Annotated in this window: 14 protein-coding genes; 8 read left to right on the plus strand and 6 right to left on the minus strand. The window is 43.1% G+C overall.

The genetic code is table 11. From position 1 onward, the window contains the following. Positions 1 to 618: 618 nt before the first annotated feature. From ASE55_RS18565 to ASE55_RS18585, 5 genes are all read right to left on the minus strand, one after another. Positions 619 to 1,314, minus strand: a complete 696-nt coding sequence (locus tag ASE55_RS18565) for an ABC transporter ATP-binding protein (RefSeq protein WP_056223233.1) — start codon at positions 1,312 to 1,314, stop codon at positions 619 to 621. After that, positions 1,308 to 2,654 (minus strand): DUF3526 domain-containing protein, encoded by a 1,347-nt coding sequence (locus ASE55_RS18570; protein WP_056223235.1) that lies wholly within the window; start codon positions 2,652 to 2,654, stop codon positions 1,308 to 1,310. Before ASE55_RS18570 ends, ASE55_RS18565 begins: the two co-directional genes overlap by 7 nt. After that, a complete protein-coding gene (locus tag ASE55_RS18575; protein WP_056223238.1) occupies positions 2,655 to 4,100 on the minus strand; it encodes an ABC transporter permease in 1,446 nt (481 codons plus the stop codon). It abuts the gene before it with no gap. Between the two features lie 2 nt (positions 4,101 to 4,102). Further along, the gene (locus ASE55_RS18580) at positions 4,103 to 6,424 is read right to left on the minus strand and encodes a TonB-dependent siderophore receptor (protein WP_056223240.1); all 2,322 of its coding nucleotides are present in this window, start codon (positions 6,422 to 6,424) and stop codon (positions 4,103 to 4,105) included. A 145-nt stretch (positions 6,425 to 6,569) separates the two neighbouring features. Beyond that, positions 6,570 to 6,926, minus strand: coding sequence for a hypothetical protein (locus tag ASE55_RS18585; RefSeq protein WP_056223242.1), 357 nt, complete (start codon positions 6,924 to 6,926; stop codon positions 6,570 to 6,572). Between the two features lie 345 nt (positions 6,927 to 7,271). Here ASE55_RS18585 and ASE55_RS18590 point away from each other — a divergent pair, with 345 nt between their 5' ends. Then, entirely contained in the window at positions 7,272 to 7,535 is a 264-nt protein-coding gene (locus ASE55_RS18590; RefSeq protein WP_056223244.1) for a SemiSWEET family transporter, read from the plus strand. A 53-nt stretch (positions 7,536 to 7,588) separates the two neighbouring features. Here the strand turns inward: ASE55_RS18590 and ASE55_RS18595 are convergent, their stop codons facing one another. Continuing rightward, positions 7,589 to 7,918 (minus strand): hypothetical protein, encoded by a 330-nt coding sequence (locus ASE55_RS18595; protein WP_128414622.1) that lies wholly within the window; start codon positions 7,916 to 7,918, stop codon positions 7,589 to 7,591. Positions 7,919 to 8,234: 316 nt separating this feature from the next. Between ASE55_RS18595 and ASE55_RS18605 the strand changes: the two genes are divergently transcribed. The 7 genes from ASE55_RS18605 (at position 8,235) to ASE55_RS18635 (ending at position 13,187) form a co-directional block, all read left to right on the plus strand. Beyond that, positions 8,235 to 8,441, plus strand: a complete 207-nt coding sequence (locus ASE55_RS18605) for a hypothetical protein (protein ID WP_056223250.1) — start codon at positions 8,235 to 8,237, stop codon at positions 8,439 to 8,441. A 123-nt stretch (positions 8,442 to 8,564) separates the two neighbouring features. Continuing rightward, complete coding sequence (locus ASE55_RS18610; protein ID WP_056223252.1) at positions 8,565 to 10,316, plus strand: cbb3-type cytochrome c oxidase subunit I; 1,752 nt, start codon at positions 8,565 to 8,567, stop codon at positions 10,314 to 10,316. Between the two features lie 11 nt (positions 10,317 to 10,327). Beyond that, on the plus strand, positions 10,328 to 11,323 hold the full coding sequence (locus tag ASE55_RS18615; RefSeq protein ID WP_056223254.1) for a cbb3-type cytochrome c oxidase subunit II: 996 nt from the start codon (positions 10,328 to 10,330) through the stop codon (positions 11,321 to 11,323). A gap of 2 nt (positions 11,324 to 11,325) precedes the next feature. Beyond that, on the plus strand, positions 11,326 to 11,589 hold the full coding sequence (locus ASE55_RS18620; RefSeq protein ID WP_238585082.1) for a hypothetical protein: 264 nt from the start codon (positions 11,326 to 11,328) through the stop codon (positions 11,587 to 11,589). Between the two features lie 12 nt (positions 11,590 to 11,601). After that, positions 11,602 to 12,009 carry a hypothetical protein gene (locus ASE55_RS18625; RefSeq protein WP_056223255.1) on the plus strand — a complete coding sequence of 136 codons (408 nt, stop codon included), beginning with the start codon at positions 11,602 to 11,604 and terminating at the stop codon, positions 12,007 to 12,009. A gap of 100 nt (positions 12,010 to 12,109) precedes the next feature. Then, the gene (locus ASE55_RS18630; RefSeq protein WP_056223257.1) at positions 12,110 to 12,469 is read left to right on the plus strand and encodes a hypothetical protein; all 360 of its coding nucleotides are present in this window, start codon (positions 12,110 to 12,112) and stop codon (positions 12,467 to 12,469) included. Positions 12,470 to 12,995: 526 nt separating this feature from the next. Next, a complete protein-coding gene (locus ASE55_RS18635; protein ID WP_056223259.1) occupies positions 12,996 to 13,187 on the plus strand; it encodes a cold-shock protein in 192 nt (63 codons plus the stop codon). The last annotated feature ends 226 nt before the right edge of the window (positions 13,188 to 13,413 follow it).

Genomic DNA, 13,413 nt, shown 5'->3' on the forward strand with positions numbered 1-13,413 from the left:
TATTTAGGTTAATTTATAATATCCGGAATTACTGGAGTTTAAAATGTGAATATGATATCTCCTGTATGGGATATATATTAAGTGTTTATAAATTTATTGTTAATTATATCTTATGAAAGAACATTAAGTTCTTATGGAAAAGTTCTTCTTGAGTCAGCAATCTGTAAAAACAGGTTAACTTTTTCAGCTGTTATAATATTATTAACAGAAATCCATCAGGGATATTTTGAATGAATAAAGACTGAATAGTATTGGAGTAAGGGAATATGCATAATGTGCGGACGTAACCGGCAGTACAAAAATAAAAGCCTCAGCAGGCTTAGATCTCAGGATCAAAAAAAGGCCGCTGATGCTGTCATAGATATACAACAAAATCAGCGGCCTTTTCTTAAGGGAACTGCTTAAACTTTATTTTAATGCAGTTTGAGATTTGATCTGATCAAAAATGTAAAGTATTTGATTTTTTAAAAATCAATTAAAATCAGATACACTAAGTTTTGGAAATCTTAATTTCCGCCTGAACTGAACTTTAAAAGGATACGGGAATAGATAACCTCAGGTAAATTAAGTGTTTTAAATAAACCTAAAAAGGCTCATGCTCAACATAAACAGTCGCTGTCAAATCGTCTTAAGATACAGTTCCTGCAATTCTTCTGCAGTAAAAGCTTTTGACGGTACATTCTGGACAAGTTCCCCCTGCTTCATTATCCCGATGTTGGTAGCCACGCTCACCGCATTAAAAATATCATGGGTCGCCATAAATATGGTTCTTCCCTCTTTCCCCAGCTGTCGTACAATCTCAGTAAATTCCGCAGTGGCAATAGGATCCAGCCCGCTGGTAGGTTCATCCAGCAGGAGTACCTTTGCATCTTTGGCCAAAGCAATGGCAATCCCTACTTTCTGGCGCATTCCCTTGGAATATCCACCCAGAGGTTTCTGATGCGCCGTTTCCTGAAGCCCGGTACGTTTCAGGAACGCCGACAGTTCTTCCCTGCTGTAGGTAAACCCTGCAATTTTAGAGAAAAAATCCAGGTTTTCAAGCCCAGTGAGTGCGGGATACAACAGCACGGTTTCCGGAATGTAAGCCATGTGTCTTTTTATTTCCTGCGGATGTTCACGGACCGAAATATTATTGATGAACGCATCTCCCGAAGTCGCTTTTATAAGCCCCAGCAGGATATTGATGGTTGTGCTTTTTCCGGCACCGTTCTGCCCCAGCAGGGCAAAGATCTCGCCCTTCCCCACTTCAAGATTAAGGGATTGGAGGGCCGTGAAACCGTTGTATTTTTTATGGAGATCAATTGTTTTTAACATAGTTTTCTGTGTTTATGGTGTGAAAGGATGATGATGGCTGCAATAAGAATGAAATACGGCAGAAAGATATTGGAGAGGTTCAGGTTCCCGGGTTCCTTAAAAACGGATACGGTCTGCCGGTCCCATTGTACGGCCGCTGCATTTTTACCTGAAAAAATAAGCGGATAGAAAAACAGGCGCTTATCTTCATGAAATTCCTTCAGGGCAGCAGCGTACTGCAGCTGGTTTTCCATTCCCGTTCCTGCCAGCCGGCTTTCGGTAAGCTGTGTATGGATATTGGGCAAAAGGTACCCCAGAAATTCAGCGGCCCGGCTGCGCTTCTTCATTTTTTCATTATAAAGTTCCGAAGAAGCTGAAGCTTCCAGGTCGCCCATATGCTGCATGGCGTAATACCAGGTCCATGTAAATGCGCCGTTTTCTTCAACTGTAAAACGGCGGTATTGCGGATAAACGCTGTAAAATTTTTCCATGGTAGGCTGCCTGGCCTCGTCCCATTTATTATGATAGCCTTCCCGCTGCTCCATTACGGCTTTCAGGGATTCCTGTACAGGATAATATTTCTGGATGATCATATTGCTGCTCATCGGGATGATAAAATTCATGCCTACCCACACCATCAGCAGAACCAGTGCATTTTGAGCAGAAGATTTCCTGAACAGGATCACCCATCGGCACAGCACAAACCAGAACAGGATATACAGCCATCCTGAAAGAATGAAAACTGCAAAAAAACGGTCTGGAGGAATCCCGATCCACAAAGCAGCTGTTGTAATCAGAATCAGGTAGACGGCACTCACCGCACAGAACCTGATCAGCAGCCGGGCATCCAGCAGTTTTCCCAAGCCGGCACTCTGCACAGAAAGCAGTTTCCAGCGGCCGCTCTCCTCTTCTTCTGAAATAAGGTTATAACAGAACGCTATGATAATCAGCGGAAAAAGGAATACCAGAACAAAGCTGAAATCGAAATTCCCGGCTGCGGCACCGGCAGGATTATAAAAATCCGAATTGTAGCGCTGCTCTTCCAGGTTCCGTATCGTTACGCCCTGTATCGATGGGTTGAGGTCCCGCATTCCGATGCTGAGAGCGGCAAGTCTCGGGGTTTCATTCACCAGGTTAAATTTAACGTAATAAAGAATAAGGCCCAGGTCATCCTGGTGGAACTTCACATTTTTCCCGATGCTCTGTTTCTGGTACTGCTCGCTTTTAGCGATGATCTCATGATTCCGGTCCAGGAATTTTTTCCCGGTATATATTGCGGTTAATCCCGCCACCAACAATACCAGCAATGCAATTAAATATGCTTTGTTGCGGTAAAACTGTTTTATTAAGTAATGGTTCATCTAAATTAATTTTAAGTTTCTGCCTCCCGTTTCAATAAAAAACACACATACCGCCAGCCAGAATAAAAGGGCGGCTGCAGGCATCCAGTTTGCCCTGATGCTTTCGGAGACCGGGGTATACCGGTAATTAAAATCAGGGAATTTTTTCCAGTTGTCACGGGTTACAATGGCCGGCGGACCGCCTTTTTCCGGCTTAATATTGCTGATATTTTCAATCTGCAGGTCATTAAGTCTCTGTGCCATGGTATACCGGTATGCTTCTGCCTGCTCCTGGAACCGGGTGTATGCATAAAAATCTGTTCCTGCAGCCGTAATTGAAAAGTTTTTAACGGCAATCACAGGATCCAGGAATGCGCAGATATCCGAAAACCGCTGCTGCCGGTTATAGATTTCCTGAAGCTCTTCCTGATGCCTGATGTAAATCTGTGAGCTGATCTTCTCCCCTTCCTTCATCACGAAACCGCTGTAGTTGAAAGGCAGATCATTGGTATTGCTAACTTTATAACGGGCAAGCAGGGAATCTTTTATTTTTTTAAAATGCGGGTCATCCGGGTTATGGCTGTCCCCTGCTTTCATGACATCCTGTTCCAACGCAGTTTCAAATGCAATACGGGATGGCGCAGGATACAGGTTCTGGGCCGCAAACTGAACGCCCTTCGGCACGAATATGACCAGCAGCAGCCAGCAGCCGATCAGTCCCACCAAAGCCAGGGAAGAGCTTTTGCTGTAGGCAGATACCAATACCGTAAGGGCAGAAATAAAAAAATAATAAGCCATAAAGGCCGGCATCAGCATCAGCAGCCGTACGCCGATATCCGTCCATGCCGCCGCATCTGAAATAAGCGTAATTAAAAATACCACGGGCAGTACCGGCAGTAAGAACAGCAGAGAAAACTGCCAGAGGCCAAGAGTTTTGCCCCAGATAATATCCCTCCCTGAAGCTCCCTGCGTACTGAGTATCTTTAAGGTGGCATCTTCCCGTTCCCTGGCAATCAGCCCGAAGCCTATGAACAGAATAATCAGCGGAACGATGCACTGCAGGATAAAGGCACTGGTAAATGCACCGAAGCGCACCAGGATCCCGGAACTTCCGGCTTCTGAAAGATTGGCGGTATTCTGTTTGTGGGCTTCCAGGAAAATAACATTCCCGAGGTAATCATCCAGTCCGTTATCGAAAATACTTAAAGGATGTGCAGTACGGAACACCAGATAGCCGTAATGTGCCATCCGGTGAGGATGTTTCGCCGGCCGGTCTTCCCAGTGTTCCCTGACTTCTTTCCGGTATTCCTGTATCTGCGTACCGGTTTCTTCATATTTCATAAATCCGACCCCCATACTCAGCATACAGAACAGCAGTACGGTGACGGCAATCAGCAGGTTCTGTTTCTCTTTCAGGAGATCCCGCCGGGTTTTTGTAATGATCAGTTTTAAAATTGATTTTGCCATAATTAAAAGATATAGGTAGCCGTTATTAAATAATTCCTTGGTGCTCCGGGAAACAGCCTCAGGTAGTTCTGGGCACCCAGCCAGTAGGTGGTACCGGTAAGGTTATTAACGTTCAGTGCCAGTTGAAGCTTGGTATCTGTGGGAGCATAATATAAAGCCGCATCTAAAGTGATATAAGCAGGCAGTTCAAAACTCCTTGTAAACCACGGTATTTTTGAACTCTGGTAAAGCATTCCCAGTCCTGCCCCGAAATCTTTCAGCGCAGGGATTTTTGTGAAGTTGTACCGGGTCCACAGATTAACCCCATTTTTAGACGTATTTTCTTTCCGTTTCCCGATGAGGTTTGGATCGGCATCATTGCGTATGACAGCATCAATGTAGCTGTATCCGCCGTAAACGTGCCATTGCGGAAGGATGTATCCTGTGAATTCAGCTTCAAAGCCACGGCTCCTGTCGGCTCCGCGCTGCACCAGTTCATCCGGTTCTGCAGGGTTATTGGCATTGATCAGGATATTTTTCTGGTTGATTTCATAGGCTGAAAGGCTCACCGACAGTTTACCGAAGAGGCGGGCTTTGATGCCGAGCTCTTTTAAATCGGAAGTCAACGGCTTGAACCTCGCCGCAGATTGTGAACCGGTAAGCCCTGATGTATTCGGCATTAAGCTTACGGTATTGGATTGCGGCTGGTAGCCGGTGAGATACGTCCCGTACAGGTTGATGTGGTCTGTAAGGCTGTAAGTGACGCCGATCCTGTACAGGAGCCTGGCATTGCGGAAAGATGTTTCACTGTCTTTTTTGAACTGGGTAATATCCTGAAACCATTCATGACGGATCCCCGATAATACCTTAAACTTCCGCCAGGTAAAAAGATGCTGGACATAAGCGGCATGGGTAGTGGTGAGTGCCGTTGGCAATACCGTGTTTACATTCATGGCATAAAAATCCGTTCCCTGGTGGTTCTGTGCACCGGGCGTAAGGTCAAACGGCGCAACATTGGTTTTAGGAATAATGGTACCCTGGTAACTGACGGTCTGGTAGTTTGCTGCATTCGCAGGATTGTAGGATGAGGCAACGGAACCGTCTTTCAGCAGAAAGCCCCGTGCTGCATTCTGTATTCCTCCATCGCGTTTTTCCCAGATCTGGCTGTCGTATCCTATCAGGATCTGATGCTCCACCTCTCCTGTCCTGTAGCTGAAATGAAAATAAGCGTTGATATTATCGGTTTCCCATTTCTGTTTGCGCTGAATAAACTGCATCATGGCAAGGCTGAAAACATGCTTATTGTTTATATCGGGTACGAAAGCATTCGTGGTCCTGTGTTCCTGAAGATTTTCATTCCAGAACTGTTTCATATAGGAAGCGTTAAAACTGACATGCCCGTTAAAATGATGCGCAAAGCTTCCCATGATAATAAATTCCCGGGTTTTGAAGTAATCATCCGGTGCACCCAGGTTCAGGCTTCTCGGGGTACTGTTAAGATCGGTTTTTCCGGGCACGGCTCCGAAAATAGGCTGGCCCCTGTCGAGATTCCCATGAAGGTCATTAAAAATCATTTCGACATTTAAAGATGTTTTTTCATTGGGAATAAAGGTAATGGACGGCGAGACCAGAATCCCGGTATTGGCAACATGGTCCCTGAACGAACCTGCATTCTGATAAGCCCCGTTGAAGCGGTACAGTAAGGTTTTGCTTTTATTCAGCGGACCGGTAAGATCGGTGGTTACCCGGTAGGTATCAAAGCTGCCTCCGGAAAGGCTGACCTGGTGCCGGGGTATTTCCAAAGGCTTTTTGGTGACCATATTGATGGTGCCGCCCGGGTCTACGCTGGACATCGTAATACTTGCGGGGCCTTTAAAAACCTCCACGCGCTCAATATTGGAAGTCATGGGCTGCAGAAAATAATACTGCCTGGTACGCATTCCGTTGATGATCTGGCCTTCTTCATTCTGGCTGATTCCGCGGATATTGTATTGGTTATAATAGCTTGAAGGGGATACACCGCTTACATTTTTCATTACATCGCCCAGCTGGAAAGCCTGCCGGTCATTGATCAGTTCCTTGGTCACGGTGTTCAGCGTCAGGGGCAGGTCTTTATTCTTCATCGCCGTTTTTGTAGCCGCAAAAGAATAGTCTGAAATATAGTCTTTGGATTTACGGCCGGTAATTTCCACTGTCTGGATGGTGGCAGATCCGGTCGAATCTTTTTGGGTCTGCTGTGCATTGAAAGCAGAGGATACGAGAATAAAGCTTATTACGGAAAGCTTATATATTTTACCGGGCGTACGGGAAAGTACCTTCGGATGATAAAAATTATGGGTATGCATTAATTACAGAATAATACAGGCATAACGGGATGCCTCTGTTAGTAAAAGGAAATCATCATGTTACCAAAACAGTATGGCAACACGGAAATCCACGTAAGTTGTGTACAGGCAGAAAGCCTGTAATAACAGCAGCATGTAAAAGAAATCAGGCTGCGGAATACGCGGAAACGGGCGGTGCGCGGGAACTGAAATAATCCAGCAGGCAGCGGTAGGTCATGACCTTAGTCCGAGGGATCTCGCTGTCAGAAGCCGTATCGGCAGGCAGTTCCAGGGCCAGGATTTCAGGCATCAGAACCTGGTTCATCTGCATATGAAGTGCACACTGGCATTCATCATCCTGAGAAATGGCGGGTCCTTTTTCCGTTTTTGAATGCTGTGACTTTTCAGAAAGGCTTTTGCTGTGACGCATGTGATCCATACACGTACCTATTCCGCTGACGTTGAAAATAAACACCAGCAGTAAAGAGAAAACGAAAAAGTTCCTGAAAGACGTATGCATCATGTAAGCGGCAAAAGTACAATATATTTTTTAATCTGCTGTTAAGGACAAATGAAATAAATCACTTTTTAAAGGAACAGATCAGGTCCTGAATTTAATACAGCCTGAGTCCGGGATTAAGAAATTTGTGAAACCATTTTATTGCAAAAGCCAATCATAAGTATTTATTATCAGTCAAAAAAAACATCAGGCTTCAGACTTTTTGCTTCAGACTATTTCATATCTCCCATCAAAATAAACTGTAGATTATTCTCAATAAGGGTCCGGCTATTTCCCTGAAAATTCATTTGGGCATGTAAGTTGCAAACCTCTATGACTTATCTCTGATCGTAATTAAAAACACAAATAATGGATAACGAAAAGTTTTTCAAAGTATTGGGCTGGGTAGCCACCATCACCGCTGTGGCGATGTACGTCTCATACATTCCTCAAATCCGCAGCAACCTGGCTGGGAACAAGGGCGAATGGCTGCAGCCGCTGGTTGCCGCCGTGAACTGTACCCTGTGGGTAGTATATGGATTCATGAAAAAACCTGAACGGGATCTGCCGATTATTATGGCCAATTCGCCGGGTATTGTGTTCGGGCTCTTTGCATTTTTTACGGCAATTTGAAAGTTTTAATCTTTGATTAATTTTAACTTATTCTACCCTTAACCGAAGTTAATTCACAGTTTTTCAACGGCTTCGTTCTGCCTGATAACCTTGAGCACAAGCATAAGAAAACCTATGGCAAACATCAGGCTTCCCATAAATGTGATGACTCCTGCGATATTATAATAAACGGATATAATCTCAATAGGCATATTCCGGCTCTGCATCAGAGAAGGCATAAAAACGAAAAATACAGCGACAGCAAAAACAACTATTGAACCTGAAACCAAAAGAAAGGCTTCCGTATTGAGCTTTTTGGATGCATAAAAGATACTGATGATCATTGTCATTAAAGGAACAAGCAGAGAAATAATGCTGAAAGCAGAGACATTTAAATTTTCCATAGTTTTTTATAGGATGAGATACAATTATGCTGCCATCATCCCGAAAGTCATTCTGAAAGAAAAAAAACCTGTCTTACTGTGTTTGCCAGTGCCTATGAGATTCATCTTCAAAAAAACATATTCAGCCCCATCAGAAATATCTTTTGCACATGTATTTCATATTGCTGCAGATGTGTTAATGAATTCATTTTTTACTCAGAAGCCACTTCTAAAGAAAAATTTAAAATCAAGCTTATCATTATGATAAAAGTCATAAGAATGAAGGAGTTACAGTATCTAATTTTGTCCTACACACCAACTACAAAATAGTAACAGTATGAAACTTTTAGCCGCTGCCGTTGTTCTCATGGCTTTTCTGAGCTGTAAACAGGACCCGCAAAAACAGCCAACCCACATCGACAAGATCAATACCGGTGACAGTATGGTTTCCGGGACCGCCGGAATTACACCCGACACCGGAGATAACCAGCTTCCTATGGACAGTACAGCCTACGACGTAGATTCTATCAAAAACAGCAAATAGGTAAATTTCCCAAAATACCGCAACCGATACATGAATATCTGAAATGTGAGGATCTGACTTTTACTTCAGGTAAATTTCAGTTATACAATATTACTCTATCTAACTAATCTATAACATTTTGCTATGGCAGAACTGTCATTGTTTAAAGAGACGGGCATCCAGATTACATTATTACTGATGCTGATGATCATTATTGCCGGACTGGTCATTCTTGTCTTTAAATTCTTATCCGTTTACGGCAATATATTAAAACGAAGGGAAATTGCTGAAGTCCGGAAGGAGATCGAAAACCTTACGCCTGAAGAACTTGCCGAATACGAAAAGATACAGGATGAACTGAGCGATGAGCCCAATGAAAGCCTCATTTCCGGCAACCTGTCCCCTTCTGATAAAAAAAGGATCATCCGGAACATCAATTCAGTGGAAGAACTGCGGATTTTCCCTAAAAAGAGAAGAAATTCTTCTTTTATAAATTATATTTCTCCTGAGCTGACCAGGCTTATCCTTTTATTTGTCGGAACTGCCATATTCTGGCTGATCATCGGAACAACATTCGGGTTGTATGCTGGCATTAAATATGTAGTTCCGGATGTAGAACATACAAGCTGGTTAAGTTTCGGAAGGCTCCGGCCTGCGCATACCAATGCCGTATTCTGGGGTTGGGCTTCCTTGATGATGGTCGGGTTTTCATATTATGTAGTCACCCGGGTCAGCAATACTGAGAACTATAATATCCGGCACGGGTATATTTCCCTCATTCTTATCAACGCAGCCGTTCTGGCCGGAACCATATCACTTTTAGCAGGAGTAAACAACGGCGGCGGCGAATACCGCGAATATATCTGGCCCATTATGATTACTTTCGGAGCCGGGATAGCCGTATCCATGTTTAACCTGTTTAAACCGGTTGCCAAAAGAACCGTCAAAGAAATCTATATTTCGAACTGGTATATTATTTCAGGCTTCATGTTTATCATTATTGTAATTCTGGTCGGGTACATCCCTCTCTGGCAGGACGGTATCGGGGAAACAATTACCCAGGGCTATTATATGCACCAGGCCATCGGGATGTGGTTTATGATGATCAACCTGGGCTTAATGTATTATTTTCTTCCTCAGCAACTCAATAAGCCTATCTATTCTTACAGTCTCGGGGCACTGGCATTCTGGACGCATACGTTATTTTATACCCTTATCGGCACGCACCATTTTATCTTCAGTGCCATCCCGTGGAGACTGCAGACTACAGCCATTATTGCGAGTGTAGGAATGCTGATCCCCGTAGCTGCAGGAACCACCAATTTCCTGATGACATTCAAAGGGGCCTGGTATCAGCTCCGAACGAGTTATACGCTGCCATTTTATTTTATGTCGATCATCTTTTATTTTACAGGATCTTTTCAGGGTACCGTAGAAGCATTCCGGTATACGAACCTGCTTTGGCATTTTACAGATTTTACCGTTTCGCATTCACACCTCACCATGTATGGGATCATTACCTTTATGCTCTGGGCATTTTCTTATACCCTGATCCCGAGGCTTACCGGGAAGGAACCTCCTAACATACTTGTCGGGATGCATTTCTGGCTGGCGCTGATCGGGCTGTTGTTTTATGTTATTGCCTTAATGATTGGCGGCACGCAGACAGGAATGATGTGGATGAAAAAAAAGCCTTTCATAGATGGCGTGATCAATATGTTCCCGTATTGGCTGTGGAGAGCAATCGGCGGGACTATGATGTGGGTTTCGCACCTTCTTTTCGCCTATAATTTTTACCGGATGGTAAGAAAAAAAGACAATACTACACTCCCAAAGACCCCATCTGAACTATTAGCTGTAAAACAACAGCGTAGAAATACAGAGTTTAATTCTTAAAAAAATTAATCATGATATTTTTAAATGATCACAGGATATTTTTCGGAGCAGCCCTCGGCCTTTTTATTTTCCTGACGCTTTATATTGCGGTTATCCCGGCTCTTGATAACCAGAGAATCAACAGGCCGCTGCCCCGGCAGGCCAAAGTACTCACAAAGGATGAATGGGCCGGCAAAATGGTATATATTGATAACGGCTGCGTTGCGTGCCATACCCAGCAGGTGAGAAATGTGGAAATGGATAATGTTTTCGGCAAACGGCCAAGTATTCCCGCAGATTTTGCGGTAAACAGAAGAACCGACTTCTGGAGGAATACAGCGAACCTCATGGGTACGCAGAGAGCAGGCCCGGACCTTACGAATGTAGGCGAACGGCAGCCCAGCGCCGAATGGCACCTGATCCACCTCTACCAGCCAAGAGCCGCAATTGAAGCTTCAATTATGCCGTCTTACGAATTTCTTTTTATCGAAAGAGATTACCTGCAGCCCGGCGACGTGGAAGTAAAAGTACCGGAGAAGTTTCTGAAGAACAAAAGAAAAAAAATTGTAGCCACTGCAAAGGCACTTCAGCTAGTTGCGTACCTGAAATCTTTAAAGCAGAGCGATTTCACCGATAAATCGATCATTCCGGAATTCCTGTATAAACAGGAGAAAAAGGATACCGAAGGAGCGCAGGGCGGAGAAAATTTACCGGATGGCGCAGAGCTCTTCACCGCCAACTGTGCATCCTGCCACCAGGCCAACGGAGAAGGGGTTCCCGGAGCATTTCCGCCGCTTAAAGGCAGCCCTGTAGTAACCGGAGGAGATCTGGAGCTGTACGTCAACATCATCATGAAAGGCTATGATCCGAGGCCCGAGTTTGCCGCCATGCCGCCGGTAGGAACCAACGCCAACTTTACCCCTGAAGATGTTACCGCTGTCATCAACCATGAAAGGACAAGCTGGGGCAACAATGCCAAAAAAGTAACGGTAGAAGAAGTAAAAGTAATAATGGATAAAATAAAATAGAAATGAGACCTCCTGTAAAATACATCATCGCCTGGGCTTCCGTGTTTTTTACCATCTACACATTTGCGTGTGATACCTGTAAACTCAGGCAGCCCGAAGTAACGAAAGAATTCACGCACGGAACAGGCCCGGAAAGCGACTGGGACTGGTTTATCGTAGGTATTGTAGTCCTGATTACCATTCTATCCTTTATCTATTCGGCTAAGTACCTGATAAAGCCCGGCGAAAATGACAAAAGCCACATCAAGTATTCTTTTTTAAAATAAAACAGCCATCCTATGTCACAAGATAAAAGCAAAGTATTCCTTTTTATAGATGATGATCCTGTTCCTCTTGCAGAGATGGATGCTCCCATTGTTTTTGATCTGGATACTAAAAAACTAACGGACGGAGAGCATGTGCTTAAAATCGTGAGCGAATCCCCTTCCGGAAAACAGGGTATTAAGAAAATCAATTTTACGGTTGCCAACGGGCCTTCCATAAAAATTGAAGGACTGAAAAGCAGAGATATTGTAGACGGCACACTGTCCCTCATGATCAACGCCTATGACAAAGGAAACCGGAAAAGCTTCCTGATCAGCGGCAGTGAAACTCCGCGGACCATTCCGTTCTGGATCTGGGTGATCATTATTTTATTTGCAGGCTGGGCACTTTATTATGAGATTACCAGTTCCAACATCCAGTAATTTCATTCACATTCATTTCCTTAAATAATGTCTTATAATGATTACATAATGTAAAACAGGGGTAAAGAATACTTTAATATGATGGGTATGCAAAATTTCCGTGTGGTCCCATGCCTTCAGGCCATTTATTATTTTCTTACGGCAGTATGGCCTTTTTATCCATCTTGACAGCTTTTTATGGATAACCGGAGAAAAAACCGACATCTGGCTCCTGAAAGCAGTCAGTTTACTGCTGCTGCCTTCTGTTTTACTGCTGGCCTATCTTACTTTCAACCCTAAAAAAAATTATATTATTGTCGGTTCCGTAATCATGGCTTGTCTGGGGCTTGCCGGTATTGATCTTTATTATTCTTCAGCCCGGATTATAAAATGGGTATATCTGATTGACGGAGTACTCAAGCTTTTATTTGCCGTGTATTGGATCTGTTATATCATTCAGTTAAAAAATAGCAGTTCCTGAGAAAATAGAATTATGCGGTCAGCATCCTGTCAGGAAAAATCCGCATGGATTAATTTTATTCTTATTGTTTTTAAAAATTCTTAGAACGATGTAAGTTGTGCTAAGTAATTCTGGCATTTATTTTTGATTATTTTTACTGTAATAAGATTTTAGCGGCTAATGCAGATAACGCATTTTATATGTTAACGCAGTATTAATTATTAAAGAAAAAGAAATAAAACCCAAAAAACATTTGCTTTTCAATAAATTATGTGTACATTTGTAGAATAATCAGGCTACTGCCAATGCTTCTTCTGAAATTCTAGAGTTTACTCTTTTCTCTCAGTCTTCGCTTTTTCAGCCGCTAATTTTTGTCATCATAATAACAGATGCAGCATCTTTTTTTTCACCTTGAATATTTCAAGATTCTAAAAAATATCCACATCATTTTTGTTAACAAATTGATTTATTACTGTCCTGGCGTAAAAATCAGTCCGGTAATGGCAAAAGCCAAAATTTTAATACAATAATTTTATAATACATTACAATGCAACAAGGAACAGTAAAATTCTTTAACGATGCCAAAGGATTTGGTTTTATTACACCATCAACAGGCGGACAGGATGTTTTCGTACATACTTCAGGTTTAGTAGATAACATTCGTGAAAATGATGTCGTAACTTACGAACTACAGAACGGTACAAAAGGCGTTAACGCAGTTAACGTGCGTATAGCATAATTTTGGAGAAAGGTTAAACTTTCTTTATTTATTACAATAGCAGATAGCAGTAGTTATCTGCTATTTTTTTGCCGGATTATCAGCCTGCAGCCCTGTTTCATTTCATATTTCAGGATTTTAATTTCCTTGGATCAATCTCAAAACTTGGGGACTAGGCAAAAAGTTTAGACAACCTGAACAGGAAAAATGTTTTATCCCGCACGCCTCTTAATTGTAATCTGAAGTT

The organism is Chryseobacterium sp. Leaf201 (assembly GCF_001421435.1).
Lineage (GTDB): Bacteria > Bacteroidota > Bacteroidia > Flavobacteriales > Weeksellaceae > Chryseobacterium.

Bases quoted from the DNA above. Each gene is read 5' to 3' on its own strand.
- ASE55_RS18565 (WP_056223233.1), bottom strand. From the start codon at position 1,314: ATGTTAAAAACAATTGATCTCCATAAAAAATACAACGGTTTCACGGCC.
- ASE55_RS18570 (WP_056223235.1), bottom strand. From the start codon at position 2,654: ATGAACCATTACTTAATAAAACAGTTTTACCGCAACAAAGCATATTTA.
- ASE55_RS18575 (WP_056223238.1), bottom strand. From the start codon at position 4,100: ATGGCAAAATCAATTTTAAAACTGATCATTACAAAAACCCGGCGGGAT.
- ASE55_RS18580 (WP_056223240.1), bottom strand. From the start codon at position 6,424: ATGCATACCCATAATTTTTATCATCCGAAGGTACTTTCCCGTACGCCC.
- ASE55_RS18585 (WP_056223242.1), bottom strand. From the start codon at position 6,926: ATGATGCATACGTCTTTCAGGAACTTTTTCGTTTTCTCTTTACTGCTG.
- ASE55_RS18590 (WP_056223244.1), top strand. From the start codon at position 7,272: ATGGATAACGAAAAGTTTTTCAAAGTATTGGGCTGGGTAGCCACCATC.
- ASE55_RS18595 (WP_128414622.1), bottom strand. From the start codon at position 7,918: ATGGAAAATTTAAATGTCTCTGCTTTCAGCATTATTTCTCTGCTTGTT.
- ASE55_RS18605 (WP_056223250.1), top strand. From the start codon at position 8,235: ATGAAACTTTTAGCCGCTGCCGTTGTTCTCATGGCTTTTCTGAGCTGT.
- ASE55_RS18610 (WP_056223252.1), top strand. From the start codon at position 8,565: ATGGCAGAACTGTCATTGTTTAAAGAGACGGGCATCCAGATTACATTA.
- ASE55_RS18615 (WP_056223254.1), top strand. From the start codon at position 10,328: ATGATATTTTTAAATGATCACAGGATATTTTTCGGAGCAGCCCTCGGC.
- ASE55_RS18620 (WP_238585082.1), top strand. From the start codon at position 11,326: ATGAGACCTCCTGTAAAATACATCATCGCCTGGGCTTCCGTGTTTTTT.
- ASE55_RS18625 (WP_056223255.1), top strand. From the start codon at position 11,602: ATGTCACAAGATAAAAGCAAAGTATTCCTTTTTATAGATGATGATCCT.
- ASE55_RS18635 (WP_056223259.1), top strand. From the start codon at position 12,996: ATGCAACAAGGAACAGTAAAATTCTTTAACGATGCCAAAGGATTTGGT.